The 23,592-nt window shown below is 68.8% G+C and carries 16 protein-coding genes; 13 read left to right on the top strand and 3 right to left on the bottom strand.

Translation table 11 applies throughout. The features are described 5' to 3' along the window. The 11 genes from D7X74_RS22090 to D7X74_RS22040 all read left to right on the top strand — a co-directional run. Positions 1 to 645, top strand: a 645-nt coding sequence (locus tag D7X74_RS22090) for a glycoside hydrolase family 16 protein (protein ID WP_147446645.1), incomplete at its 5' end; no start/stop codon positions are given. Continuing rightward, positions 642 to 2,285, top strand: coding sequence for an ABC transporter substrate-binding protein (locus D7X74_RS22085; protein ID WP_120534974.1), 1,644 nt, complete (start codon positions 642 to 644; stop codon positions 2,283 to 2,285). The genes D7X74_RS22090 and D7X74_RS22085, both read left to right, overlap by 4 nt. Before the next feature lie 2 nt (positions 2,286 to 2,287). Next, complete coding sequence (locus D7X74_RS22080) at positions 2,288 to 3,271, top strand: ABC transporter permease (protein WP_120534973.1); 984 nt, start codon at positions 2,288 to 2,290, stop codon at positions 3,269 to 3,271. Next, positions 3,264 to 5,033, top strand: a complete 1,770-nt coding sequence (locus D7X74_RS22075) for a dipeptide/oligopeptide/nickel ABC transporter permease/ATP-binding protein (RefSeq protein WP_120534972.1) — start codon at positions 3,264 to 3,266, stop codon at positions 5,031 to 5,033. Before D7X74_RS22080 ends, D7X74_RS22075 begins: the two co-directional genes overlap by 8 nt. After that, positions 5,030 to 6,025, top strand: coding sequence for an ABC transporter ATP-binding protein (locus D7X74_RS22070; protein WP_120534971.1), 996 nt, complete (start codon positions 5,030 to 5,032; stop codon positions 6,023 to 6,025). The genes D7X74_RS22075 and D7X74_RS22070 overlap by 4 nt, the downstream gene beginning before the upstream one ends. Next, on the top strand, positions 6,006 to 7,376 hold the full coding sequence (locus D7X74_RS22065) for a GH1 family beta-glucosidase (protein ID WP_120534970.1): 1,371 nt from the start codon (positions 6,006 to 6,008) through the stop codon (positions 7,374 to 7,376). Before D7X74_RS22070 ends, D7X74_RS22065 begins: the two co-directional genes overlap by 20 nt. Continuing rightward, on the top strand, positions 7,373 to 10,672 hold the full coding sequence (locus D7X74_RS22060) for a glycoside hydrolase family 2 TIM barrel-domain containing protein (protein WP_120534969.1): 3,300 nt from the start codon (positions 7,373 to 7,375) through the stop codon (positions 10,670 to 10,672). The genes D7X74_RS22065 and D7X74_RS22060 overlap by 4 nt, the downstream gene beginning before the upstream one ends. Before the next feature lie 13 nt (positions 10,673 to 10,685). Continuing rightward, the gene (locus D7X74_RS22055; protein WP_199732739.1) at positions 10,686 to 11,240 is read left to right on the top strand and encodes a hypothetical protein; all 555 of its coding nucleotides are present in this window, start codon (positions 10,686 to 10,688) and stop codon (positions 11,238 to 11,240) included. Continuing rightward, positions 11,237 to 11,917 carry a hypothetical protein gene (locus tag D7X74_RS22050; RefSeq protein ID WP_120534967.1) on the top strand — a complete coding sequence of 227 codons (681 nt, stop codon included), beginning with the start codon at positions 11,237 to 11,239 and terminating at the stop codon, positions 11,915 to 11,917. The genes D7X74_RS22055 and D7X74_RS22050 overlap by 4 nt, the downstream gene beginning before the upstream one ends. 215 nt (positions 11,918 to 12,132) lie before the next feature. After that, entirely contained in the window at positions 12,133 to 16,635 is a 4,503-nt protein-coding gene (locus D7X74_RS22045; RefSeq protein ID WP_120534966.1) for a discoidin domain-containing protein, read from the top strand. A 101-nt stretch (positions 16,636 to 16,736) separates the two neighbouring features. Continuing rightward, positions 16,737 to 18,428 carry a M1 family aminopeptidase gene (locus tag D7X74_RS22040; protein ID WP_158622273.1) on the top strand — a complete coding sequence of 564 codons (1,692 nt, stop codon included), beginning with the start codon at positions 16,737 to 16,739 and terminating at the stop codon, positions 18,426 to 18,428. 36 nt (positions 18,429 to 18,464) lie between these two features. On the opposite strand, the gene D7X74_RS22035 is transcribed toward D7X74_RS22040, so the two are convergent. Next, positions 18,465 to 18,839, bottom strand: coding sequence for a DUSAM domain-containing protein (locus tag D7X74_RS22035; protein WP_120534964.1), 375 nt, complete (start codon positions 18,837 to 18,839; stop codon positions 18,465 to 18,467). 26 nt (positions 18,840 to 18,865) lie between these two features. Continuing rightward, positions 18,866 to 19,453, bottom strand: a complete 588-nt coding sequence (locus tag D7X74_RS22030) for a TetR/AcrR family transcriptional regulator (RefSeq protein WP_233595486.1) — start codon at positions 19,451 to 19,453, stop codon at positions 18,866 to 18,868. 94 nt (positions 19,454 to 19,547) lie between these two features. Between D7X74_RS22030 and D7X74_RS22025 the strand changes: the two genes are divergently transcribed. Continuing rightward, positions 19,548 to 21,362, top strand: coding sequence for an NAD(P)/FAD-dependent oxidoreductase (locus D7X74_RS22025; protein WP_199741874.1), 1,815 nt, complete (start codon positions 19,548 to 19,550; stop codon positions 21,360 to 21,362). Next, positions 21,359 to 23,020 carry an SMP-30/gluconolactonase/LRE family protein gene (locus D7X74_RS22020; RefSeq protein WP_199741873.1) on the top strand — a complete coding sequence of 554 codons (1,662 nt, stop codon included), beginning with the start codon at positions 21,359 to 21,361 and terminating at the stop codon, positions 23,018 to 23,020. The genes D7X74_RS22025 and D7X74_RS22020 overlap by 4 nt, the downstream gene beginning before the upstream one ends. A gap of 50 nt (positions 23,021 to 23,070) precedes the next feature. On the opposite strand, the gene D7X74_RS43070 is transcribed toward D7X74_RS22020, so the two are convergent. Continuing rightward, positions 23,071 to 23,592: hypothetical protein (locus D7X74_RS43070; protein ID WP_158622272.1), on the bottom strand; the 522-nt coding region annotated here is incomplete at its 5' end.

The raw sequence follows: 23,592 nt of genomic DNA, 5'->3' as shown, positions 1-23,592 counted from the left end.
GGGTGGGGCAACGGACAGTTCGAATACAACACCAACCGCGCGCAGAACGCGTCGCTGGACGGCGAGGGCAACCTGGCCATCACCGCTCGGCGCGAGCGCTACCAGGGCAACGACTACACCTCCGCGCGCCTCTCCACGAAGGGCCGCTTCACGCACACCTACGGCCGCATCGAGGCCCGCATCATGCTGCCCGCGGGCCGGGGCATCTGGCCCGCGTTCTGGATGCTGGGCGCGGACGTGGACCAGGTCGGCTGGCCCGAGTGCGGTGAGATCGACATCATGGAGCACCGGGGGCAGATCCCCTCCATCGTCCGCAGCTCGCTGCACGGACCGGGCTACTCCGGCGGGCAGAACATCGGCCGCGAGCACGCCGTCGGCGGCGGCAAGCTCCAGACGGACTTCCACGTGTACGCGGTGGAGATCGAACCGGAGCGCGTGCGCTTCATGCTGGACGAGACCGTCTACTTCGAAGCCACGCCGGACAGCCTGCCCAGCGGCCGGAAGTGGGTCTACGACCATCCGTTCTTCATCATCCTCAACGTCGCGGTGGGCGGCTCGTTCGTGGGGCCTCCGGACTCCTCCACGGTGTTCCCGCAGACGATGAAGGTGGACTACGTGCGCGTCTACGCGAGGCCGACGCCGTGAAGTTCGCCCGCGTGTTCCTGCCGCTGGTGCTGCTGCTGGCGTGCTCCTCGGAGCACCGCCCGCGTCCGCCCGGCGTGCTCTTCGTCTCCGTGGAGCAGCAGAGCGCGTGGGTGCGCAACTTCAACCCGTTGTTCGCGGGCGCCGGTGCGCGCTGGCCCACCCGGGCCGGCGTCTACGAGTGCATGCAGATCTTCAGCTCCGCGCAGGGCAAGTGGGTGCCGTGGCTTGCCACCCAGCATGCGTGGACGGAGGACCAGAAGACGCTGCGCTTCACGCTGCGCGAGAACGTCCTCTGGTCCGACGGCAAGCCCTTCACCGCCGAGGACGTCGCCTTCACCTTCGGCCTCCTGAAGAAGCACCCGGCGCTGGATGCCGGTGGCGTGTGGCGCTTCATCACCGACGTGAAGGTGGAAGGGCCGCGCACCGTGGCCTTCACCTTCTCCCGCGTGTACCTGCCGGGCTTCGCGGACCTCGCGCACCAGATCATCGTGCCCCGCCACATCTGGGAGCACGTCGCGGATCCGGTGACGTTCACCAACCCGGAGCCGGTGGCCACGGGGCCCTTCACCCAGGTGACGCTGTTCCGCAACCAGGTCTACGAGCTGGGCCGCAACCCGCACTACTGGATGCCCGGCAAGCCCGCCGTGTCCGCGCTGCGCTTCCTGGCGTTCCCCACCAACGACCAGGCCAACATGGCGCTCGTGGAAGGGGAGGTGGACTGGGCGGGCAACTTCGTTCCGGCGGTGGACCGCACCTTCGTCTCCCGCGACCCCGCGCACCACAACCGCTGGTTCCCGCTCTACGGCAGCACCGTCTTCCTGTACCCGAACACCACGCGCCCCCCGCTGGACGACGTGCGCGTGCGCAAGGCGCTGAGCATGGCGTTGGACCGCGACCGGTTGGTGGAGGTGGCCATGTACGGCTACACCCGCCCCGCGGACGCCACCGCCCTCAACGACGCGTACACCGGCTGGAAGGACCCGGAGGTCGCGAAGGATTCCTGGACGCACTACGACCTGACGCAGGCGAACAAGCTCCTGGACGAAGCGGGGCTGGCGCGCGGCGAGGACGGCATCCGGCGCCTGCCGGACGGCAAGCCCTTCGCGGTGGATTTGGAGGTCGTGAGCGGGTGGTCGGACTGGGTGCGGGCCGGGCAGGTGGTGAACCGGGACCTGCGCAAGCTGGGCATCTCCGTGCAGCTCAAGACGTACGAGTTCGGCACCTGGTTCACGCGCCTGCAGAAGGGCGAGTTCCAGCTGGCCATCTCCTGGTCGCTGGACGGGCCCACGCCGTACAACTTCTACAAGTGGCTGCTGTCCCCGCGCACGGTGCGTCCGGTGGGCGAGGTGGCGGCGGCCAACTGGCACCGCCTGGGAGACGCGGAGGCGGATGAGCTGCTCATCCGCTTCGAGCGCGCCGGTACGCCGGAGGAGCAGCACGCGCTGATGTCCGCGGTGCAGAAGCGCTTCTCCGCGCTGGCGCCGGCCATCCCGCTGTTCCCCAACCCATCGTGGGGCGAGTCCAACTCGCTGCGCTTCACCGGCTTTCCCACCGAACAGAACCCCTACGCACGGCTGGCGCCGCACGCGGAGCCCGACAGCCTCCTGGTGCTGACGGAGCTCACCCCGAGGGAGCGCTGAGCATGGGTCGCTACATCCTCCGGCGCATGGGCTTCTACCTCATCGCCGCGTGGGCCTCGCTCACGCTCAACTTCGTGATTCCGCGCCTCGCGCCCGGCGACCCGGCCGCGGCCATGTTCGCGCGCTTCGAGGGCAAGGTGGCCCCGGAGGCGATGGGCGCGCTGAAGGCCGCCTTCGGCTTCACGGACGCGCCGCTGTACGCCCAGTACTTCACCTACCTGAAGCACCTGGTGCAGGGCGACCTGGGCATGTCGTACGCGTACTTCCCGTCGCAGGTGACGGAGGTGATTGGCACCGGCCTGATGTGGACGGTGGCGCTGGCGGGTGTGGCGGTCCTCATCAGCTTCGCGCTGGGCTCCTTCCTGGGCGTGCTGGCCGCATGGAACCGGGGAGGGTGGCTGGACTCCGGCCTCGCGCCCGCGCTCGCGTTCCTGGGCGCCTTTCCGTACTTCTGGCTGGCGATGCTGGCGCTGTACCTCTTCGGCTTCGTGCTGGGGTGGTTCCCGCTGCGCCACGCGTACGGGCACGACATGGAGCCGGGGATGACGTTCGCGTTCGCCGCGGACGTGGCCCGGCACGCGGTGCTGCCCGCGACGTCCATCGTCGTGGCGACGCTGGGCGGGTGGATGCTCGGCATGCGCAACACGATGGTGGCCACGCTGGGCACGGACTCCATCCGGCTGGCGCACGCGCGCGGCCTGCCGCCCCGGCAGGTGATGCTGCGGTACGCGGCGCGCAACGCGCTGTTGCCCAACGTCACCAGCTTCGGCATGGCGGTGGGCTTCGTGCTCTCCGGTTCGCTGCTCACGGAGATCGTCTTCTCCTATCCGGGCACGGGCTACCTGCTCATCCTCGCCGTGCGCAATCAGGACTACCCGCTGATGCAGGGGCTGTTCCTGGTCATCACCCTCGCGGTGCTCGCGGCGAACTTCGCAGTGGATCTCATCTGCCTCTGGCTGGACCCGAGGACCCGCTCGAATGCGTGACTCCCTGCGAAGGCTCCTCCGCCACCGGAAGGCGGCGGTAGGCGGCAGCCTGCTCTTGTTCTTCCTCCTGCTCGCCCTGGTGGGCCCCTGGTTCGTGATGGATCCGACGGACCTCGTCGGCCGTCCGCACCAGCCGCCGTCCTCGGCGCACTGGTTCGGCACCACGGGCCAGGGCCAGGACGTGCTCGCGCAGACGGTGGTGGGCGCGCGCGAGACGCTGGCGGTGGGCTTCGCGGTGGGCGCGCTCGTCACGCTGGTGGGCGCGCTCGTGGGCGTGACGGCGGGCTACCTGGGCCGCCGCGTGGACGACGTGCTGTCGCTCACCACCAACGTGTTCCTGGTGATCCCCGGCATGCCGCTGGCCATCGTACTGGGCGCCTACCTGCCGTCCGGCCCCATGCGCATGGTGGCGGTGCTGACGGTGGCGGGCTGGGCCTGGAACGCGCGCGTGTTCCGCGCGGAGTCGCTGGCCCTGCGCGGACGCGACTTCGTGTCCGCGGCGGTGGTGACGGGGGAGAGCCACGCGCGCATCGTGTCGCGGGAGCTGCTGCCCAACATGGCGTCGCTCCTGGGCTCGTCCTTCATTGGAAACACGCTCTATGCCGTGGGCGCGCAGGTGGGCCTGGAGTTCCTGGGCCTGGGCGACGTCAGCGCGGTGACGTGGGGCACGAACCTGTACTGGGCCGGCAACGACGCGGCGCTGCTCACGCGCTCGTGGTGGATCTTCGTCCCCACCGGTATGTGCATCGCGCTGGTGGGCTTCGCGCTCACGCTGGTGAGCTCCGCCATCGATGAGCTGACCAACCCCGCGCTGCGCGTGCACAAGCCCGCGCCGCTGCCTAGGGGGACCGTGGCGCCCGTGCACGTGGACCGGCCCGCGCCGGGCGTGCTCCTGAGCGTGCAGGACCTGTGCATCGACTACGCGACGGAGAAGGGTGCCTCCCGTGTGGTGGACACCGTGTCCTTCGACCTGGCGCCGGGTGAAGTCTTCGGCCTCGCGGGCGAGTCCGGCAGCGGCAAGTCCACCATCGGCTCCGCGCTCCTGGGCCTCCTGCCGTCCTCCGCGCGCGTCACGCAGGGGCGCATCCTCTTCAACGGCATGGACGTCACCGCGCTGGAGGGCGCCGGGTTGCGCGCCTTCCGCTGGCGTCAGGTGTCCATGGTGTTCCAGAGCGCGATGAGCGCGCTCAACCCGGTGCTCACGCTGGGCGAGCAGTTCCACGACACGCTGGCGGCGCACGGCCGCGTGTCCCGCGCCACGTCCTACGCCCGCGCGCGGGAGCTGCTGGGCATGGTGGGCCTGTCGCCGGACCTCGTCACGGCGTATCCCCACCAGCTCTCCGGAGGCATGCGGCAGCGGGTGGGCATCGCGCTGGCGCTGGCCCTGGAGCCCCGGCTGGTCATCATGGACGAGCCCACCACGGCGCTGGACGTCGTGGTGCAGAAGGAGCTGCTCCAGCGCATGGTGGAGCTGAAGCAGCGCCTGGGCTTCGCCATCCTCTTCATCACGCACGACCTGCCGCTGCTGCTCGCGCTGGCGGACCGCGTGGGCGTCCTCCAGGGCGGCAAGCTGGTGGAGGTGAACACCTCCGAGGGGCTGCGCACCGGGGCGCGCCACCCGTACACGCAGCTCTTGCTGTCGTCGTTCCCGCACCTCATCGCGGGCGACGTGTCCGTCACGTCGCACGCGCCGGCGGCACCGGAGCTGTCGGTGTCCCGGCCGTCCACGCGCGTCGCCGCCATCCCCGGAGGTCACCGATGAGCGCGCCCCTGCTGGAGGCGGAAGGGCTCACCCGCAGCTTCTCCGTGGGCGGCTTCTTCTCCCGCGAGCGCCGGCCCATCCTCAAGGGTGTGTCCTTCTCCCTCCAGCCGGGGGAGATCGTCGCGCTGGTGGGCGAGTCCGGCAGCGGCAAGAGCACCCTGGCCCGGCTGCTGGCGCGGCTGGACATGCCGGACGCGGGACAGCTGCGGCTCGCGGGGCGCGACGTGCTCGCGGACGGCAGCGCGCAGGCGTCGCTCGACTACCGCGGGCGCGTGCAGATGGTGTTCCAGGATCCGTTCGCCTCGCTCAACCCCGTGCACACGGTGGCGTACCACCTGGAGCGGCCGCTCGTGCGCCATGGCCGGGTGCCCAAGTCCGGGCTGCGCACCAAGGTGCTGTCGCTCTTGGAGTCGGTGGGCCTGACGCCCGCGGAGCACTTCGCGAAGCGCTTCCCGCATGAGCTGTCCGGCGGCCAGCGCCAACGCGTGGCGGTGGCGCGCGCCCTGGCGGTGGAGCCGCAGGTCATCATCGCGGACGAGCCCACGTCGATGCTGGATGTGTCCACGCGCAAGGGCGTGCTGCAACTGTTGCGCGGCCTCACGCAGGAGCGCGGCATCGGCATCCTGTTCATCACCCACGACCTGGCGAGCGCGCGGCACCTGGCCGACCGCATCCTCGTGCTCTACGCGGGCACGGTGGTGGAGGCGGGCCGCGCCGAACAGGTGCTGGGCCAGCCGCGCCACCCGTACACGAAGCTGTTGCTGTCGGCCGTGCCGGATGGCGTGGACTTCCTCCAGGCCGCGCTGCCGGTGCGCCCCTCCACGGGCCTGCCTCCGCTCGTGGGTTGCCCCTTCGCCCCCCGTTGTCCTGTGTCGGAGCCGCGCTGCTCCACCCTTCCTCCCCCCGACGTCCTGCCGGCCGCGAACCACCTCGTTCGCTGCCACCTTGAAGCTTCGAAAGGAGTTACCGCCGATGCGTCAGTTTCCTCCTGACTTCCTCTGGGGTGTGGCCACCTCCGCGTATCAGATTGAAGGTGCCACCACGGTCGACGGTCGTGGCGAGTCCATCTGGGACCGCTTCGCCGCCACGCCCGGGAAGATCAACGACAAGTCCGACGGCTCGGTGGCCTGTGAGCACTACCGCCGCTGGCCGGAGGACATCGAACTGATGCGCTGGATGGGGCTGAAGTCCTACCGCTTCTCCATCGCGTGGCCGCGCATCCTCCCCGCGGGCCGGGGCCAGGTGAATACCGCCGGCGTGGACTTCTATTCCAAGCTGGTGGACTCGCTGCTGGGCGCGGGCATCGAACCGTTCGTCACGCTCTACCACTGGGACCTGCCGCAGGTGCTGGAGGACCAGGGCGGCTGGCCCATGCGCTCCACCGGCGACGCCTTCGTGGAGTACGCGGACGTGATGAGCCGCGCGCTGGGGGATCGCGTGAAGCGGTGGATCACCCACAACGAGCCCTGGTGCATCAGCGTGCTGGGCTACGGCAACGGCGAGCACGCGCCGGGCCACAAGGACTGGTCCAAGGCCCTGGCCACGTCGCACCAGCTGCTCGTGTCCCACGGCAAGTCCGTGCAGGTCATCCGCTCCAACGTGAAGAACGCGGAGGTGGGCATCACCCTCAACCTCACGCCCGGCGAGCCCGCGTCGCCCAGCCCCGAGGACGCGGACGCCTGCCGCGACTTCGACGGCGGCTTCAACCGCTGGTTCCTGGAGCCCCTCTACGGCCGTGGCTACCCCATGGACGTCGTGGAGGACCACGTGAAGGCGGGTCGCATCCCGAACGGGAAGCTGGACTTCATCCAGGAGGGCGACCTCAAGACGATCGCGGAGCCCACCGACTTCCTGGGCGTGAACTACTACTCGCGCGCGGTGCTGCGCAGCAACCGCATCCCGGAGGAGAAGAACGCGCCCCGCACGGTGTTCGTGAACCCGGCGAAGACGGACATGGACTGGGAGGTCTACCCGAAGGGCCTCACGAAGCTGCTCGTCCACCTGGAGTCTGAATACAAGCCGGGCCCCATCTACATCACGGAGAACGGCTGTGCGTACTCCACGGGCCTGAGCGCGGATGGACGCGTGCACGACACGCAGCGCGTGGACTACCTGCGCACGCACCTGGAAGCGTGCGCGGACGCCATCGGGCAGGGCGTGAACCTGGCGGGCTACTTCGCCTGGTCGCTCCTGGACAACTTCGAGTGGGCATATGGCTACGAGAAGCGCTTCGGCCTGGTCTACGTGGACTACGCCACCCAGCAGCGCACCCCGAAGGACAGTGCCCACCTCTACCGCGACGTCGTGGCCCAGAACGGCCTGGACGTGGAGCAGGCCGCTTGAAAAAGCTCTTTCTGACGACGTGTCTGGCGCTGTGTGGCGCGCAGGCCGTGGCGCAGCAGCCCGGGGCAGGGGCTCCCGCCCAGGCGCCGGCCGCCAGCCAGCCGCCCACCGCGGGCCCCGTGGACGCCACGGCGCCGGCCGCTCCGGTCGTCCCCGCCGAGGCCGCACCGGCCCCGGTGGCCGCGCCCGCGCCCCCGCCCGAAACCACCGTGCACGGCGCCGCCGTGCGGACGACGGTGACGCGCGTGATCCACGACGAGCGCGGCTTCAAGCTCCAGGTGGACGGCCGGGACTTCGCCATCCACGGCATCAACTGGGGCTACACGCCCATCGGTGAGAACTACCGGTACTCGCTCTGGACGCAGCCGGAGGACTTCATCAAGCAGGTGCTGGCCAAGGAGATGGGCCTGCTGCGCGACGCGGGCATCAACGCCATCCGCCAGTTCGACGACATCCCGCCCCTCTGGGTGGAGTACATCTACCGGAACTACGGCATCTACACGATGCTCAACCCGCTGATGGGCCGCTACGGCCACGCCGTCAACGGAGTGATGGTCCCCAACATCGACTACTCGAACCCCGCGCACCGCAAGGCCATCCTCGACGCGCTGGCGGAGAAGGTCGAAGTCTACCGCGACGTGCCCGGCGTCCTGATGTGGCTGTTGGGCAACGAGAACAACTACGGCCTGCACTGGACGTCGTTTGAAATCGAAGCGCTGCCCGGCCACGAGGACGCCGCCCGAGCGGAGTCGCTGTACACGCTCTACGGTGAAGCGACGCGCACCGTGAAGAAGCGGGACACGAACCACCCCGTGTCCATCGCCAACGGCGACCTGCAGTACATCGACCTCATCGCCAAGCACTGCCAGGACCTGGACGTGCTGGGCACGAACGTCTACCGGGGTGCCACCGCGCGAGACCTGTTCGCGGAGGTGAAGCAGAAGCTCAACAAGCCGGTGTTCTTCTCCGAGTTCGGCGCGGACGCGTACGACGCCCGCGCGGGCCGCGAGGACCACGTCGCGCAGGCGGAATACCTGCGCACGCAGTGGGAGCAGATCTACCTGGAGAGCTACGGCCAGGGCCTGTCTGGAACGGCCGTGGGCGGCTTCGTGTTCCAGTGGGTGGATGGCTGGTGGAAGATGGGCCAGGAGGCCAACCTCTCCATCCACGACACCACCGCGTCCTGGCCCAACGGGGGCTACACGTCCGACTTCGTCCCCGGCCAGAACAACATGAACGAGGAGTGGTTCGGCATCGCGGCCCTGGGCCCGCCGGACGCCAATGGCATCAGCGGCATCCAGCCGCGCACCGCCTACTACGTGCTCCAGGCCGCCTTCCGGTTGGATCCGTACGCGCCCACCACGAACCCGGACACCATCCGCCAGTTCTTCGCGGGCATCCGTCCCTCCGCGCTCACCAGCAGCTACACGTCGTCGGTGGCGCTGGCGCGCACGGAAGAGCTGAGCGCGGTGCGGGTGTCCAACCTGCGGCTGCTCCTGGATAGCTCCCTGTCGCGCGGCAGCATCGCGACGGTGCGGCCCAACCAGAGCTCCGCGGACCACACCGAATCCATCTTCTTCGACCTGGCGTTGCAGCCGGCCAGCGGCGTCTACGGCCGCGCGTCCTTCAACGTCGTGGGCAACGTGGCGCAGAACCGGCTCAACAACCTGTTCTACGAGAACCGCGGCACGCCCGCCGCGCCGGGCGCGGGCGCGGGCATCCCCACGAGCCCCGGCTCACCGCCGACGTCCAACAACCCGCTGGATCGCTTCGCGCTCTACCAGGCGGAGTTCAAGTTGGACCGGACGGACTTCGCGCTCGACGGCTACTACCGCACCGGCCACTACCACTGGGGCGAGGAGGGCGACTTCTTCGGCCTCTACCGTGAAGCGAACTACGGGCCGAACCTGGACATCTACCACGGCAACGCGCCCTTCGGCGTCGTGTTCACGGGCAAGCGCAACCTGGAGGGCCTGAAGGTGGCGGTGGGCCCGGAGCTGTACTGGGGCGCCAACCCGTCCGCGGTGGCCAAGTACCGCAACAACGTGGGCCCGGTGAACATCACCCTGGTGCACCAGGAGGACCTGGCGCAGGGCGCCTCGTCCAACACCGCCTCCGTGGTGCGTGAGCGCATCGCGCGCAGGACGGCGCTGAACTTCCAGTACGCCACCGGCAAGATGGTCCTGGACGTGGGCGGCCTGATGTCCGCGCCCCAGCGCATCGGGGAGACGTTTACCTATACGCGGCAGGCGGCCGCGGACGCGCCCAGCTACCTCAACAGCGGCTATGACGTGCTCCAGGACCAGGTGCAGTTCCTGGACACCCTGGGCGCGAAGGCGCGGCTCACCTACGACATGGGCATGGTGCGCTGGCTCCTCCAGTCCTCCATCCGCGGCCTCGTCGCGGACAGCGGGCCGGAGCAGGCCAACATCATCACCGGCTGGAGCCTGCGCGAGAGCGGCCGAGGCAACCACTACGCCGGCCAGCTGGGCGCCGCGCTGCAGTTCGGCACGATCCAAGTCTCCCCGAACCTGCTCTACCAGAAGCCCCTCGTCGGGCCGAACCCGACCATCGAGGACGCGTTCGACCCCGCCACGGGCCAGTACTTCGCGGGCGTGCGTCCGCGCAACGTGCTGGTGGATGCCTTCACCGTGTTGGACAACCGCGAGACGCTGGGCGCGGAGCTGCTCATCACCTTCGACCCGACGCCCGGCACCTGGTTCTGGGCGTGGGACCGGGATCTGCGCGAGGACGCGCCGTTCGCGGCGGGCCTGGACATCGTCTACCGCCACCAGCCCACGTCGCGTGACGCCGGCATCGCCATCCTCGCGGATGGCAGCACCATCGCCTTCGGCCGCTCGCCCGTCGCCCGCGACGAGTGGGAGACGACGCTGCGTCTGGTGGGCAATCCCACGCAGCGCCTGCGCCTGTTCGGCACGGCGTTCGTGGGCAGCAACCAGTCCTCCGGCGAGGACGACCGGCAGATCCACCGCTTCGGCCTGGACGGCTCCGTGCTCTACGACACGCTGCTGCTCGCGGCCCAGTTCCACTTCAACGACTGGGGTCCGTACGACTACCACCGCGTCTTCAACCTCACCTACCCGGTGCAGCTGGGCGGGGACCTGTCCTACGGGTTGAAGAAGCCGGTGCTGGGCGCGGTGTCCACGCGCTTCGGTCTGCGCGGCCTGGTCCGCATGCTGGATGAGTACTCGGAAGGCCTCAACGACCGGGGCATCGCCGAGGGCCTGAAGGGCCGCGAATACGAGGTGGGCGCGTATGCCATCCTTTCTCTCTGAGGGACGACGCATCATGAGGACTGCTCTGCTGGTGGCCGCCGTGGCGTCGCTGTCCGGCTGCTACGACGACCCGACCATCGTCTACGGCCGCTCGCTGGAGGACCTGACCTTCGTGGTCACCGACCCCCTGATGGGCGTCTACCCGAACACGTCCGTGCTGGACGACCCGTACAACCCCTTCCGGCTGTCGGGCGTGGGCACCGAGACGAAGTGGGACATCCAGTCCGGGGCGAGCCCCGTGGCAGGCTTCTACTCCTGGGCCACCATCCTGGCGCAGGGGCCGTACGGCGAGGCGCAGTACTACGTGGGCGTGCAGCTGGCGGCCATCTACCAGCGGGGCCTGGCGGATCAGGCCAGCCTTCCGCAGACGCGGGAGATGGCGGTGAAGGCCTTCCAGTCCGTGCTCGACAACTTCCCGGACGCGGTGACGTACGACGCGTCCGGCACCATCGCCTATGACCTGGTGACGCCCGCGTACAAGGGCGTCGTGGAGCTGGGCGGCACGGTGACGGGCGGCTGGGTGATGGTGAAGACCTCCAGTGGTGCGGACCGGGCGGTGAAGCCATGAAGAAGCCGTTGTGGGGATTGCTGTTGATGCTGTCCGCCTGCCGCCCGGATCCGGGCCCGGCGGACTACTCGGACCAGGGGCCCATCGGGAACAACACCGACGGCGGTTCAGAGCCCGCCGCGGATGTGCTGCCCGGGCCGTTCCCCTTCGAGGACGGCCAGCGCCGCCTGATGGTGGGCATCTTCTACGAGACGGGCCACTCCGAGGAGGTGGTGCTCGACAACGTGGACACCAACTTCTACCTCTACGACAACACCGTCTATGTGGAGGACATCTTCGACCCCGTGGCGGACCGCGTGGAGGGCAAGTTCGCCACGAAGATCGTCCAGAACGGCAAGCCGTGGATGGGTTTCGGCGTGCACTGGACCAGCGTGCGCAACCTGGACACGTGGAAGACGCTCCACGTCAGCATGAAGTCCGCGGACGTCGCCTTCGCGAACGTGAAGGTCGGCATGTCCAGCGGCGTGAAGACGGAAGAGAAGGGCTATCCGCTCGCCGCTTCGAAGTACGGCTACGTGAATGACGGTGCGTGGCATCACCTGGCCATCCCCATCGCGGACTTCACCGCGGCGGGCCTGAAGCTCAATGCCGTGTCGTCACCGTTCACCTTCGCCGCTGAAGGTGGCGCCGCCGGTCAGTCTCTCCTGCTCGACAACTTGTACTTCACCGCGAACTAGGCAGGACGCAGTGCCAGGAGGGTGGGCCGGCTGTCGAGGATGACAGCCGGAACGCCCGAGCCTTGTCGTGACGTCGCCGGCGCCCCCGCGTCCAGCGCCGTCAGGGCAGGGAAGCAGCTCCTCCAGCCAGGCAGTCCCCCTGCGTTTGACGCGCGTCCTGGTCGTGCGTCCAGACGCATGCCTCACGGTGTTCCTACTCAAGGAGTCGTCCCCCAATGTGTGAATATTCAGCGGAGTTGTCAAGAACGGGCGCAAAGCCAGTTCTGCTCGAAGCACCCCCCGGTGTCTGGCTGAAGCGGGCCTTCGCGGCGGTCGCGCTGCTGGTGTCCGTGCTGGCCGCTTCACCGGCCCAGGCCCAGACGAACGTCGCCCTGAACCGCCCCACGACGACGTCCTCCGCGGAAGGCAACTTCCTGGGGGAGTACGCGGTGGACGGCAATGGCGGCACTCGCTGGGGTAGTGCCTTCACGAACAATGAATGGATCACCGTGGACCTGGGGCAGACGCGCACGATCTCGCGCGTGGTGCTGACCTGGGAGGCCGGCTACGCCACCGGCTACAAGATCCAGGTGTCCGCCAACGGCACGACCTTCACCGACGCGCTCACCGTGACCAACGGCGACGGCGCGGTGGATGACCTGTCCCTGCCGGCGGGGACCACCGGCCGCTACGTCCGCATGCAGGGCGTCGCCCGCTCGGGCGCGTTCGGGTATTCCCTCTGGGAGTTCGCCATCTACGAGACGGGGGGCACCACGCCTCCGCCCGTCACCACGGACCTGGCGAGGAACAAGCCGGCCACGGCGTCCAGCGTGGAGGGTGACTCCGAGTACCTGCTGCCGGGCTTCGCCTTCGACGGGCTGGGCACGACGCGCTGGGCCTCCGTCCCCGCCGTGGATCCCCAGTGGATCCGCGTGGACCTGGGGTCCTCCCAGGTGGTGGGCAAGGTGGTGCTGGACTGGGAAGGCGCCTACGGCAAGACGTACACGATTGACGGCTCCAACAACGACACCACGTGGGTCACCCTCAACACGGTGACCAACGGTGTGGCGGGCCGGCGGGAGATCCCCGTCTCCGGCACCTACCGCTACATCCGCATGCGCGGAACGGAGCGTGGCACCGGGTATGGCTATTCGCTGTGGGCCTTCGAGGTGTATCAGTCCGGCGGCACCAACCCTCCGCCGACGCAGACCACCAACCAGACCCTCAAGCTGAACTTCCCGGAGCTGGCGTACGCGAAGATCAACGTGTCGCCCGCGCCCATCAGCGTCACGCCGGTGCCGGAGGAGGGCAACACCACGCCGTCCGTGCGCAACCCGCCCGGGCCGTTCACCTACCAGCTCACGTTCCCGCCCAACACGACGGTGACGCTGTCGAAGAACCAGTTCTCTCCCACCCAGCCCAACACGGACATCCGGCTGGCGGTGGTGGACTACAATGGCAACCAGCAGCGCGGGCAGTCCGTCAGCGCGCTGGCGGTGCAGGGCGCGGACTGGAACGTGGAGATCTACTCCACGGGCAACGGCCCCACGGATCCCCGCGACCCGACCATCATCCCGGACCCGTACGTGGCGCCCGCGCCGCTGCCGGTGACGGGTTCGTTCCGGCTGGTGACGCCGACGAACAACACGATGGTGACCACGACGCGCCGTCCCACGCTGACGTGGGCCCCCGTCACGGGCGCGACGAACTACAAGCTCTACGTCAACCTGTCGCGCAACGACTACGACTGGATGGCGCCGGGCAGCCTGTTGGATCGCTACACGCAGGTGGCGTCGCAGACGGGCACGTCCTTCACCTTCACGGAGGACCTGCCGGATCGCTGGACGTACAAGTGGTACGTGGTGGCGACGTTGTCGGGCAGCACGCCGCGCTCGGACATCGGCAACTTCAGCGTGTACCTGCCAACGGTGGAGACGCAGGCGGACGGCGTCAACCTCATCAATGGCGCGCGCGACCTGAACAAGAACGGCGTCATCGAGCCGTACGAGGATTGGCGCAACCCCATCTCCGTGCGCGTGAACGACCTGCTGGGCCGCATGACGCTGCATGAGAAGGCCATGCAGATGTTCTACGACGCCAAGGAGTACCCGCTGGCGGGCTTCCAGATGGGGCCGCTGTCTCCCACGGACATCCCGATGTTCCAGAAGGCGTCCGCGGCCACGCGGCTGGGCATCCCGCACATCGACGCGGGTGACTCCATTCACGGCTACAAGACGAGCTGGCCCACGCAGCCGGCGCTCGCCGCTTCGCGCGACCTGGACACCGTCTATGAGATGGGTGACATCCAGCGCAAGGAGCAGATTGCCATTGGCAGCCGCGGCACGCTGTCGCCGCTGGCGGAGGTGAACACCAAGGTCCTCTATCCGCGCACGCAGGAGGGCAACGGCGAGGACGCGGAGCTGGCGTCGGGCATCACCCGCGCGTTGATCGCCGGTCTCCAGGGCGGCCCGGAAGTGAATCCGAACTCCATCTGGGTGACGACGAAGCACTGGCCGGGGCAGGGCGCCGGCGGTGAGGCGGGCATCACCTACGATGGCACCACCATCCACTACCACATGCGTCCGTGGCACGCGGCCATCGAGGCGGGCACCAGCGGCATCATGCCGGGCTACGCCGGCAGCTGGCTGCTGGGGCCGGAGGGGTACGGCGCGGGTGACAACCCGGGCATCCTCAACTACCTGCGCACGAAGCTGAACTACGACGGCGTCATCTGCTCGGACTGGCTGCCTTCCGGCGCGTGGGTGCGCTCCGCCACGGCGGGTTCGGACGTCATGGGCGGCGCGACGCCGTCCGCCATGGCCAACTTCGAGAACGAGGTTCCGCTCTCCCGCATCAACGATTCGGTGCGGCGCATCCTCGACCTGAAGTTCCGTCTGGGCATCTTCGAGGACCCGTACAAGAACGGCCCTGCGGGGACCTCCGAGTGGCACACGGCGACCAGCAAGGCCGCCGTGCGCCGCGCTTCGCAAGGGGCGATGACGCTGCTCAAGAACGACGGCGCGCTGCCCATCCGGCTGCCTGCGGGCGGGAAGATCGTCATCGCGGGTCCCCGCGCGGACGACATGTCCTGCATGGTGACGTGGCGTTCGGACTTCCACGGCTATGAGTTCGGCGACCCGACCATCTACGCGGCGGTGAAGGCGCGCGCGGAAGCGGCGGGCCTCACGGTCTACAAGGACAACGCCCCCGCGGGCGTGACGCCGGACGCGGCCATCGTGGTGGTGGGCGAGAGCTACTTCACGCACGGCACGGAGTGGGACAAGGAGAAGCCGTACCTGCCCGGCGACCCGATTGGCCCGGCCCACGACGCGAAGTGGGGCGACCAGTTCGGCGTCATCAACAGCTTCAAGTCGCGGGGCATCCCCACGACCACGGTGATGATCATGCCGCGGCCGTATGTCCTGACGAACGTAATGCCCATCTCCAACGCGTTCCTCATCGCCTACCGCCCCGGTGACATGGGTGGCTTCGCGGTGGCGGACGTGCTGTTCGGTGACGTGCTGCCGCGCGGCAAGACGCCGTGGCAGCTGCCTCGCGCCATGAGCCAGGTGGGCACGGACGTGGAGAGCGGCCAGTTGGAGCGCTGGGATCTGCCCTACGACCTGGGCGCGACGGACGCGGAGCGGGCGACGATCCGCTCCAAGATCGCCTTGGGCCAGCACATCGAGCCCATCTACGGCAACCCGCTGTTCCAGTACGGCGCGGGCATCCAGGGCTTTGGCCTGACGGATGCGACGGCGCCGGTGGCGTTCAGCCTGCTGACGCCGGCGAACAACCTGGTCATCACCGGCACGCGGCCGGCGTTCACCTGGAACGCCAGCAGCGATCCGCAGACGGGCATCCAGCGCTACGAGGTCTTCATCGACGGCAACCCCGCGCCGGTGGCGATCACCAAGACGCCGTCCGCTCCGCTGGAGAGCCTGAAGCTGGCGAACGGGACGCACACCTGGTTCGTCAAGGCGTTCAACTGGGCGAACGGGGTGACGCAGTCGCCCACGTTCACCTTCACGCTGAACGACACGACGCCTCCGGCGGCCTTCGCGGCGCTGTCGCCGTCGGCGGGCCAGGCGGTGCCGGGCACGTCCACGCGCTTCATCTGGGAGCAGACCACGGACGTGGGCGCGGGCGTGTCGGAGTACGTGCTCATCGTGGACAACGCGGACCGCACCCCGACCATCCTCCGGAGCGCGGCGACCCCGGCCGGGACGAACCTGGCGCGGGGCAAGAACGTGGCGGCCACCTCGTCCGAGTTCGGCAGCCCGAACGACGCGGTGGACGGCAGCTTGACGACGCGCTGGTCGAGCGTCGGCACGGCGACGACGGGTGACACCGACTCCATCACGGTGGACCTGGGCGCCATCTACTCCCTCAAGCGCATCCTGCTGAACTGGGAGGCCGCGTACGGCCGGCGCTACGTCCTGGAGACGTCGCTGGACGGCGCGACCAACTGGGTGGCGCTGAAGACGGTGGACACCGGCGACGGTGGCATCGACGACTGGACGGGCCTCACCGGCGTGGGCCGCTACGTGCGCATGCGCGGTGTGCAGCGTGCGACGGCCTACGGCTACTCGCTGTGGGAGTTCGAGGTGTACGGCGTGGGCACCGAGCAGACGACGGTGAACGGGCTGTCCACGGGCACGCACACGTGGCGCGTGCGCGCGGTGGACGGCGCGAACAACACCACGCTGTCCTCCGGCCCCGTCACCTTCACGAAGTAGGCGGGTGAGGGTTTGAGGTGAAGGGGAGGGGCGGCCGGACGACGGCCGCCCCTTTTTTCATGGCGGTGACCGGCGCGGGGGGCAGGGTCCGTATCCGTTGTGTGCCCGAACCCCTGTCCTTACTGTGCCGCGTCCCGCCGCTCCTGGTCGTCGTCGTCGTCCTGGGCCTGGGGTGCGAAGCGCCGGAGCCGCCTGCCACACCCCCTCCTCCTCCGGATGCTCCTCCGAGGGCTTTGACCTACGCGGTGGAGCGCTACGACTACACCTTCGACCTCACGACGCGGGAGGCCCGCTCCCGGCTGTGGCTGGACGTGAAGGAGCAAGATGAGGGCGAAGGGTGTCTGTCCATCCCGGCCCCGGAGGGGGTGACGGGCGTGCGATGGCAGGGCGGGGCTCCCACGCGCATGCGCACGGCGGAAGGGAGGCTGGAGCTCTGCGGGTGGTACGAAGGAGGGCCGCTCTTCCTCGACAGCCAGTATGTCGTCCCGGAAGCCACGCACCTGTCGACGCAGGTGGGGTTCTCCCGCCGTCCGGTCGTCGGCGGAGACTTCTCGTACCTGCTGGGGTGGTTGGAGTCCTGCGACCTCTTTGGCCCATGTGATGACGCGCCCGCGCGGCTCGCGCGCTTTACGTTCGACGTGAAGCATGCGTCGGGGGAGGTGGTGCTGTGCCCCGGACGCCTGTCGCGGCGGGATGAAACCCATACACGTTGCGAGCTGCTGGAGACGCCGGCGCCCACGTACTCCTCCTTCATGGTGGCCTCCCTCCCGGCGTGGAAGCGCACGCGGCTGGTGGACTCGGACGTGGCCTTGGTGGAGCTCTATGAGGCTCCGGGTGGCCTGCTGGGGCCGGCACTGGACGCGGCGGTGATGGAGGATTTCTTGAGGTGGATGATCGCGCGTTTCGGTCCGCTTCCGTATGGCCGCGAGCTGCGCGTGGCGTCAGCGCCCACGGAGTGGCTGGGCATGGAGCATCCGGCCAACATCCTCCTGCGCGACAACCTGCCGCTGTTGCCGAAGGACTACGCCAACATGACGCTGCACACGTGGATGCACGAGGTGGTGCACCAGTGGGCCGGCAACCGGACCACCCTGGCCAGCGCCCAGGACTATCCGTGGAAGGAGTCGGTGGCTGAATACCTCACGTATGTCTATGAGGACGAACACCGGGACGGCGAGGCGGCATCCACGCTCGCGTACTGGGACCGGCTGGCCCGCACGACGTCCTATTACCTGCGTCCTGCGGACGAACCGGCGCCGCCCTTCATCTCCTTCGTCAATGACATCTACGGCTCGGGGCCGATGATCCTCCTCTTGCAACTGGAGTCACTGCTGGGCCGGGCCCCCGTGCTCGCCGCGCTCCAGGCGTTCCTGGCCGAGCCGGGTGCGCGGAGCATCGAGGACCTTCGCGCCGCGCTCGAAGGTGCGTCTGGCGTCAGTCTCCAGCGCTACTTCGAGACCTGGGTGGATGGGGAAGGGGAGCCGGATTGGCCCTTCTTCCAGGTGGAGTGGCGTGAGGAGGATGCGCTGTCATTGACCGTGACGCAGAAGACGACAACGGGCACCGTGTATCCCTGCGTGGTGGAACTGGAGCTCCAGGGGGAGGCCCCGGAGCAGCGTCAGCGTGTCACCGTCTCCTACGGACTGGAGCCCGTGTCCGCGACGGTGCAGACCACCGTGCCGCTCCCGCCGTGGACCGTCCGGCGGGTGGCGGTGGATCCCCGGAGCAGGGTGGTCAACCGCAGGAGCGCGGGGCTCCTGCGGGAACCTGCCCTCATTCAGCGGAGGCTGTAGGTCATCGTTGCACGAGGGTGCCTCGCGCCCCGGTCGTCACGGGGTGTCGGCCATATCGTCAAGCTGCCCCTGCGCTGCCTCGCGGTAGTAGGGGACGACTTCGACGGACAGCACGTCGCGCATTTCCTTGCGAGCGTCCTCGTAGTTGCCCGCGTCCTGGTGCCTGTACATCCGGTCCAGCGCGTCCATGAGTCGGTTGGAGCCTTCCGAGATGCGGTGGGAGCACTCGCGGAGGAGCGCAAGTGCTCCGTCATCTGACTGGAGTGCGGATGTTGCGTCAGGGATGGCAACCTCATCCGCCGTGCGGTGCAGAAGCGCACGCGTGTCCTCTGTAAGGACAAGGGGGGCTCCTTCGCGGAGCACACGCTGCGATAGGTCCCGTATCGCGTCCCAGTCGGGTTGGGTTGTCATCAAGCGCTTCCTCTTCGGCCCGCACTTCAGGTCCCGCCTTCGTCGACGACCGCCTGGATGGCCTGCTCCAGCCAGCGGCGGGTGGAGGTGTTGCCCGACGCGGACAGGTGATGGCCGGGCATCAACCGGCAGCTGATGAGAAAGCCGCTCCAGAGGATGTTGAGCCGGGCCGCGCGCCCCTCGCCATCCGGTGGGCCGAGCCAGCGCGCCAGCGGCTCCAGCGCCTTCTCCCGCAGCAGCTCGACCGTCGTCGCGTAGGCCTCGGGATCCGTCGCCGAGAGGATCAACATCGCCAGGGGCCCCGGAGCGTCCTCCGCGCCGAAGAAGAGCGACACCACCTCCTCACCGAAGCGCCGACGCTCCACCTGCAACAAGGGGGTGATGTCGAGCACCTGCTCCAGCGTCGCCCGGTACAGCCCCTGCTTCGAACCGAAGTAGCGGCCCACGAGCGAGGAGTTCACCCCCGCCAGGTCCGCGATGTCGCGCACCCCCGTGCTGGCGAAGCCACGCGTGGAGAACAGCGTCCGGGCGGCGTCAATGAGGGTGGCGCGCGTGCGCTCGGCGTCACGTTGACGCGTCGAGGACCTGGGGTCGGGCGGAGGCGGGATGTACACGGTTGTTTACCTATGTCAGGAATTCAGGTATATCCAGGGATGTACACGGCCGTGTACATCGTACGCGGCCGCCCAGCCGAGGGGAAGTGCGCGGATGACTGCGACGACGAAGGGCGAGCTGTCTTTCTCTCCGGAAGCGTTGAAGGAGAAGTACCGGCAGGAGCGGGAAAAGCGGCTGCGCGCGGATGGCGCTGCCCAGTACCTTCCGCTCCAGGGCGTCTTCGCGGACTTCGACAAGGACCCCTACGTCGAGCCCGGCTTCACCCGCCCGGCGCTGACCGAGCGGGCGGACGTGCTGATCGTCGGCGGTGGCTTTGGCGGCATGCTGGCCGGCGCTCGCCTGCGTCAGGCGGGGGTGGAGTCCTTCCGCATCATCGAGAAGGGCAGCGACTTCGGCGGCACCTGGTACTGGAACCGCTACCCGGGCGCGGCCTGCGACGTGGAGTCGTACATCTACCTGCCGCTGCTTGAGGAGACGGGCTACATGCCCAGGGAGAAGTACGCCAAGGCGCCGGAGATCTTCGCCCACTGCCAGCGCATCGGACGGCACTTCGACCTCTACAAGGCCGCCTTGTTCCAGACGCTGGTGCGGACGATGGACTGGGACGAGGGCACCCGTCGCTGGAACATCACGACGGACCGGGGTGACCTCATCGCGGCACGCTTCGTGATCATCGCGGGCGGCATCCTCCACAAGGCGAAGCTGCCGGGCATCCCGGGCATCGAGACCTTCCAGGGCCACTGCTTCCACACGAGCCGCTGGGACTACGCATACACGGGGGGCAGCCCGACGCGCCCCATGACGAAGCTGGGCGACAAGCGCGTGGGCATCATCGGCACGGGCGCGACGTCGGTGCAGGCCATTCCGCACCTGGGCGCCACGGCCCGGCATCTGTATGTCTTTCAGCGCACCCCCTCGGGGGTCGGCGTGCGAGCCAACCAGCCGACGGACGAAGCCTGGGCGAAGTCGCTCCAGCCGGGCTGGCAGCAGGAGCGCATCCGCAACTTCTCCGCGATCGTCTCCGGCCGCCAGCAGCCCGTCGACATGGTGAACGACGGCTGGACCTACATCTTCCAGGGATTGGATCTCACCCAGGCCCGTTCGGCGGAGGAAGCCGCCGAACTGGCGCAGGTGTCTGACTTCCGCAAGATGGAGGAGATCCGCGCGCGCGTGGGCGCCATCGTGAAGGATCCCGCGACGGCCGAGGCGCTCAAGCCCTATTACAACCAGATGTGCAAGCGGCCCTGCTTTCACGACGAATACCTGCCGACGTTCAACCGGCCCAACGTCCAGCTCGTCGACACCGAGGGAAAGGGCGTGGAGCGCATCACGCCCACCGGCGTGGTGGTCAACGGAAGGGAATACCCGGTCGACTGTCTCATCTACGCCTCGGGCTTCGAGGTGGCGGGAGAGTTCACCCAGAAGCTGGGCTTCGACATCCGCGGGAGGGGCGGCCGATCGCTGCGTGATGCCTGGGCCCAGGGCCCGGCCACGCTGCACGGCATGCACAGCCGTGGCTACCCCAACCTGATGCTGTTCACCACGACCCAGAGCGGCTGGGCGATCAACTTCGTGCACATCCTCGACGAGCAATCACAGCACGCCGCCCACATCATCGCGCGGTGCCTGCGACAGGGCGTCGAGGTGTCCGAGCCCTCGGAGCAGGCGCAACAGCAGTGGTGGGACGTCATCCTCGGCCGGCTCAAGACAAGCGCCACCTTTGGCGGGGCCGACTGCACGCCGGGCTACTACAACAACGAGGGAATGAAGGCGGGCCCGGAGATGATGAAGTTCGCCACCTTCGGCGGTGACACGCTCGCGTTCATCGACGTGCTGCGCGAGTGGCGCAAGGGCGAGGAGCTCGTGGGCCTGGAGCTCACGCGCGGCGGGGCGGAGGTCCCGTCATGAGCGCTCCCATGTTCCGATTCCTCTCCAGGTCCCTGGCCGCCAGTCTGGTGTTGGCCGGGGCCGCGGTGCTGGCCGCTCCGCCCAAGGCCTGGCGCCAGGAGGTGGTGGTGGCCGGCTCCCCCTTCCAGGGCGTCCACGGGCTCGTCGTCGACGGCAAGGGCCACCTGCTGGCCAGCAACCTGTTGGGCCAGACGGTGCACTCCGTCGACCTGAAGACGGGCGCGGTGAGCACCCTGGTGGGGCCTCCGCTGGGCGGCGCGGATGACGTCACCCTGGGACCCGACGGCTCGGTCTACTGGACCGGCTACTTCACCGGCCAGCTGATGCGGCGCACGCCGGATGGCAAGACGCGCGTCATCGCGCGGGGGCTGCCGGGCCTCAACTCGCTGGCCTTCCGCGGCGATGGCCGGCTCTACGCCACCCAGCTCGGCGCGGCGGATGTGCTGTGGGAAGTGGACCCGAACGGCAGGAAGCCGCCACGCAAGGTCATCGAAGGGCCCGGCTTCCTCAACGGCTTCGAGTTCGGCCCGGACGACAAGCTCTACGGCCCCCTCCTGCTCAAGGGGCAGATCGCCCGCATCGACGTGGACACGGGCGGCATCGAGCCCGTGGCCCAGGGGTTCGCGATGCCGACGGCCGTCAACTTCGACGCGCGGCGCGAGAACCTCTACGTGGTCGACGCGGCGCGGGGCGAGCTGGTGCGGGTGCGGCTGCCCTCGGGCGACAAGGAGGTCGTCACGACGCTGCCCACCGGACTCGACAACCTGGCCGTGGGTCCCGACGACCAGGTGTATGTGTCCAACATGGTCGACAACGACATCCGCGTGATCAACCCTGCGGATGGCTCGGTGCGGGTGCTGGTCGAGGCGCGCTTGAGCGTGCCGTCGGGCATCGCCGTGGCGCCGGATGATCCGGACGAGCGGGTCTACGTGGCGGATGTGTATGCCCTGCGTCAGGTGGGCGGCCTGAATGGGAAGATCCACCAGACGGACCGGGTGCTCTCCTCCCCGACGAACTTCCCCATGAACGTGAGCGTGAGCGCCTGGCACGTGGTGCGCAGCACGTCCTATCTGGGCGGCCACAGCAGCGTGCAGGTGCTGGAGCGGGCCACGGGAAAGCTCCTGCGGACCCTGCCCAACACCCACGGCGTCCAGGGGGTGGTGGAGCTCGCGGACGGCACGCTCATCCTCGCCGAGGGCGCCACGGGCCGGCTCGTGCGAGTGGACACGGCCGAGCCCGCGGTCACCACGGTGCTCGCCGAGGGGCTGGAGGGCCCGGTGGGGCTCGCGGCCGATACAGACGCCAAGGAGCCCGGCGTGTACGTCACCGAGGTTCGCTCGGGGAAGGTGACCCGGGTGCGGCTGTCGGATGGCGCCAAACGCACGGTGGCCAGGGGCCTCAAGGGCCCCGAGGGCATCGCCCGACATCCGGACGGTGGGCTCTTCGTCGCCGAGGTGGGCCGCAAGCAGTTGGTGCGCATCGATCCCGCCACGGGCCGGTCGACGGTGATCGCGAGCAAGCTGCGCATCGGTCTGCCCGAGAGCGCTCCCTTCCCGCCGGGCTACCTGCCCACGGGCGTCGCCGTGGGGCGCTCGGGCACCGTCTACCTGACGTCCGACATCGAGAGCGCCCTCTACCGCTTCGTCCCCGAGCCCTGAGAGGACGGCCAGGCCGCAGGAGCGCGGGGCTCCTGCGGCGACCTTTCGGCTCAGGGTTCGATCTGCGGCTGCAGCGTCCAACTGAAGACGGTGTCCAACATGGAGAGCGTCCCGGACAGCTCGCCATTCGGCTTCACGAGCTGAGGTGTGGCGTTGGGTTCACCCGAGTCCGTGAAGAGGATGTTCCCGGGGGAATCCAGCTCCGGTCCCTGGCAGTCCTTGCCACTGACGGCGACGCTCACGATGCGTCCGTCGCCGAGCGCCGATCTGTACGCGCGCGATGGGTGTGACAGCCACTCCTGGGTGTCGGGATCCGGTGACTTCAATTCATTGAACGGGTTCATCAACATCGCCCCGCCCGTGGGCCCCATCGAATACTTCGTGGGCCCGAACGAGTAGTTGCAGCCATGGCTCGAGTAGCCGATATCGAGCGTGAAGTCCCCGCTGGCCGCCAGGATCATGAAGGCCCCGAGCCGCTTCGTGTGCGGGAGGTTCGGATGATCATAGTCCGCGGTCGCGAAGGCCCCCAGCACCTGGTACTCCAGGTTCGCGTCGATGATCTTCCCCCGGCC

Source organism: Corallococcus sp. CA047B (assembly GCF_003612065.1).
Classification (GTDB): domain Bacteria; phylum Myxococcota; class Myxococcia; order Myxococcales; family Myxococcaceae; genus Corallococcus; species Corallococcus praedator.
Note: the sequence above shows the minus strand (reverse complement) of the source record. Positions and strands in the feature narration are given on the sequence as shown.

Bases quoted from the DNA above. Each gene is read 5' to 3' on its own strand.
- D7X74_RS22070 (WP_120534971.1), top strand. From the start codon at position 5,030: ATGAGCGCGCCCCTGCTGGAGGCGGAAGGGCTCACCCGCAGCTTCTCC.
- D7X74_RS22025 (WP_199741874.1), top strand. From the start codon at position 19,548: ATGACTGCGACGACGAAGGGCGAGCTGTCTTTCTCTCCGGAAGCGTTG.
- D7X74_RS22035 (WP_120534964.1), bottom strand. From the start codon at position 18,839: ATGACAACCCAACCCGACTGGGACGCGATACGGGACCTATCGCAGCGT.
- D7X74_RS22075 (WP_120534972.1), top strand. From the start codon at position 3,264: ATGCGTGACTCCCTGCGAAGGCTCCTCCGCCACCGGAAGGCGGCGGTA.
- D7X74_RS22020 (WP_199741873.1), top strand. From the start codon at position 21,359: ATGAGCGCTCCCATGTTCCGATTCCTCTCCAGGTCCCTGGCCGCCAGT.
- D7X74_RS22080 (WP_120534973.1), top strand. From the start codon at position 2,288: ATGGGTCGCTACATCCTCCGGCGCATGGGCTTCTACCTCATCGCCGCG.
- D7X74_RS22050 (WP_120534967.1), top strand. From the start codon at position 11,237: ATGAAGAAGCCGTTGTGGGGATTGCTGTTGATGCTGTCCGCCTGCCGC.
- D7X74_RS22045 (WP_120534966.1), top strand. From the start codon at position 12,133: ATGTGTGAATATTCAGCGGAGTTGTCAAGAACGGGCGCAAAGCCAGTT.
- D7X74_RS22065 (WP_120534970.1), top strand. From the start codon at position 6,006: ATGCGTCAGTTTCCTCCTGACTTCCTCTGGGGTGTGGCCACCTCCGCG.
- D7X74_RS22055 (WP_199732739.1), top strand. From the start codon at position 10,686: ATGAGGACTGCTCTGCTGGTGGCCGCCGTGGCGTCGCTGTCCGGCTGC.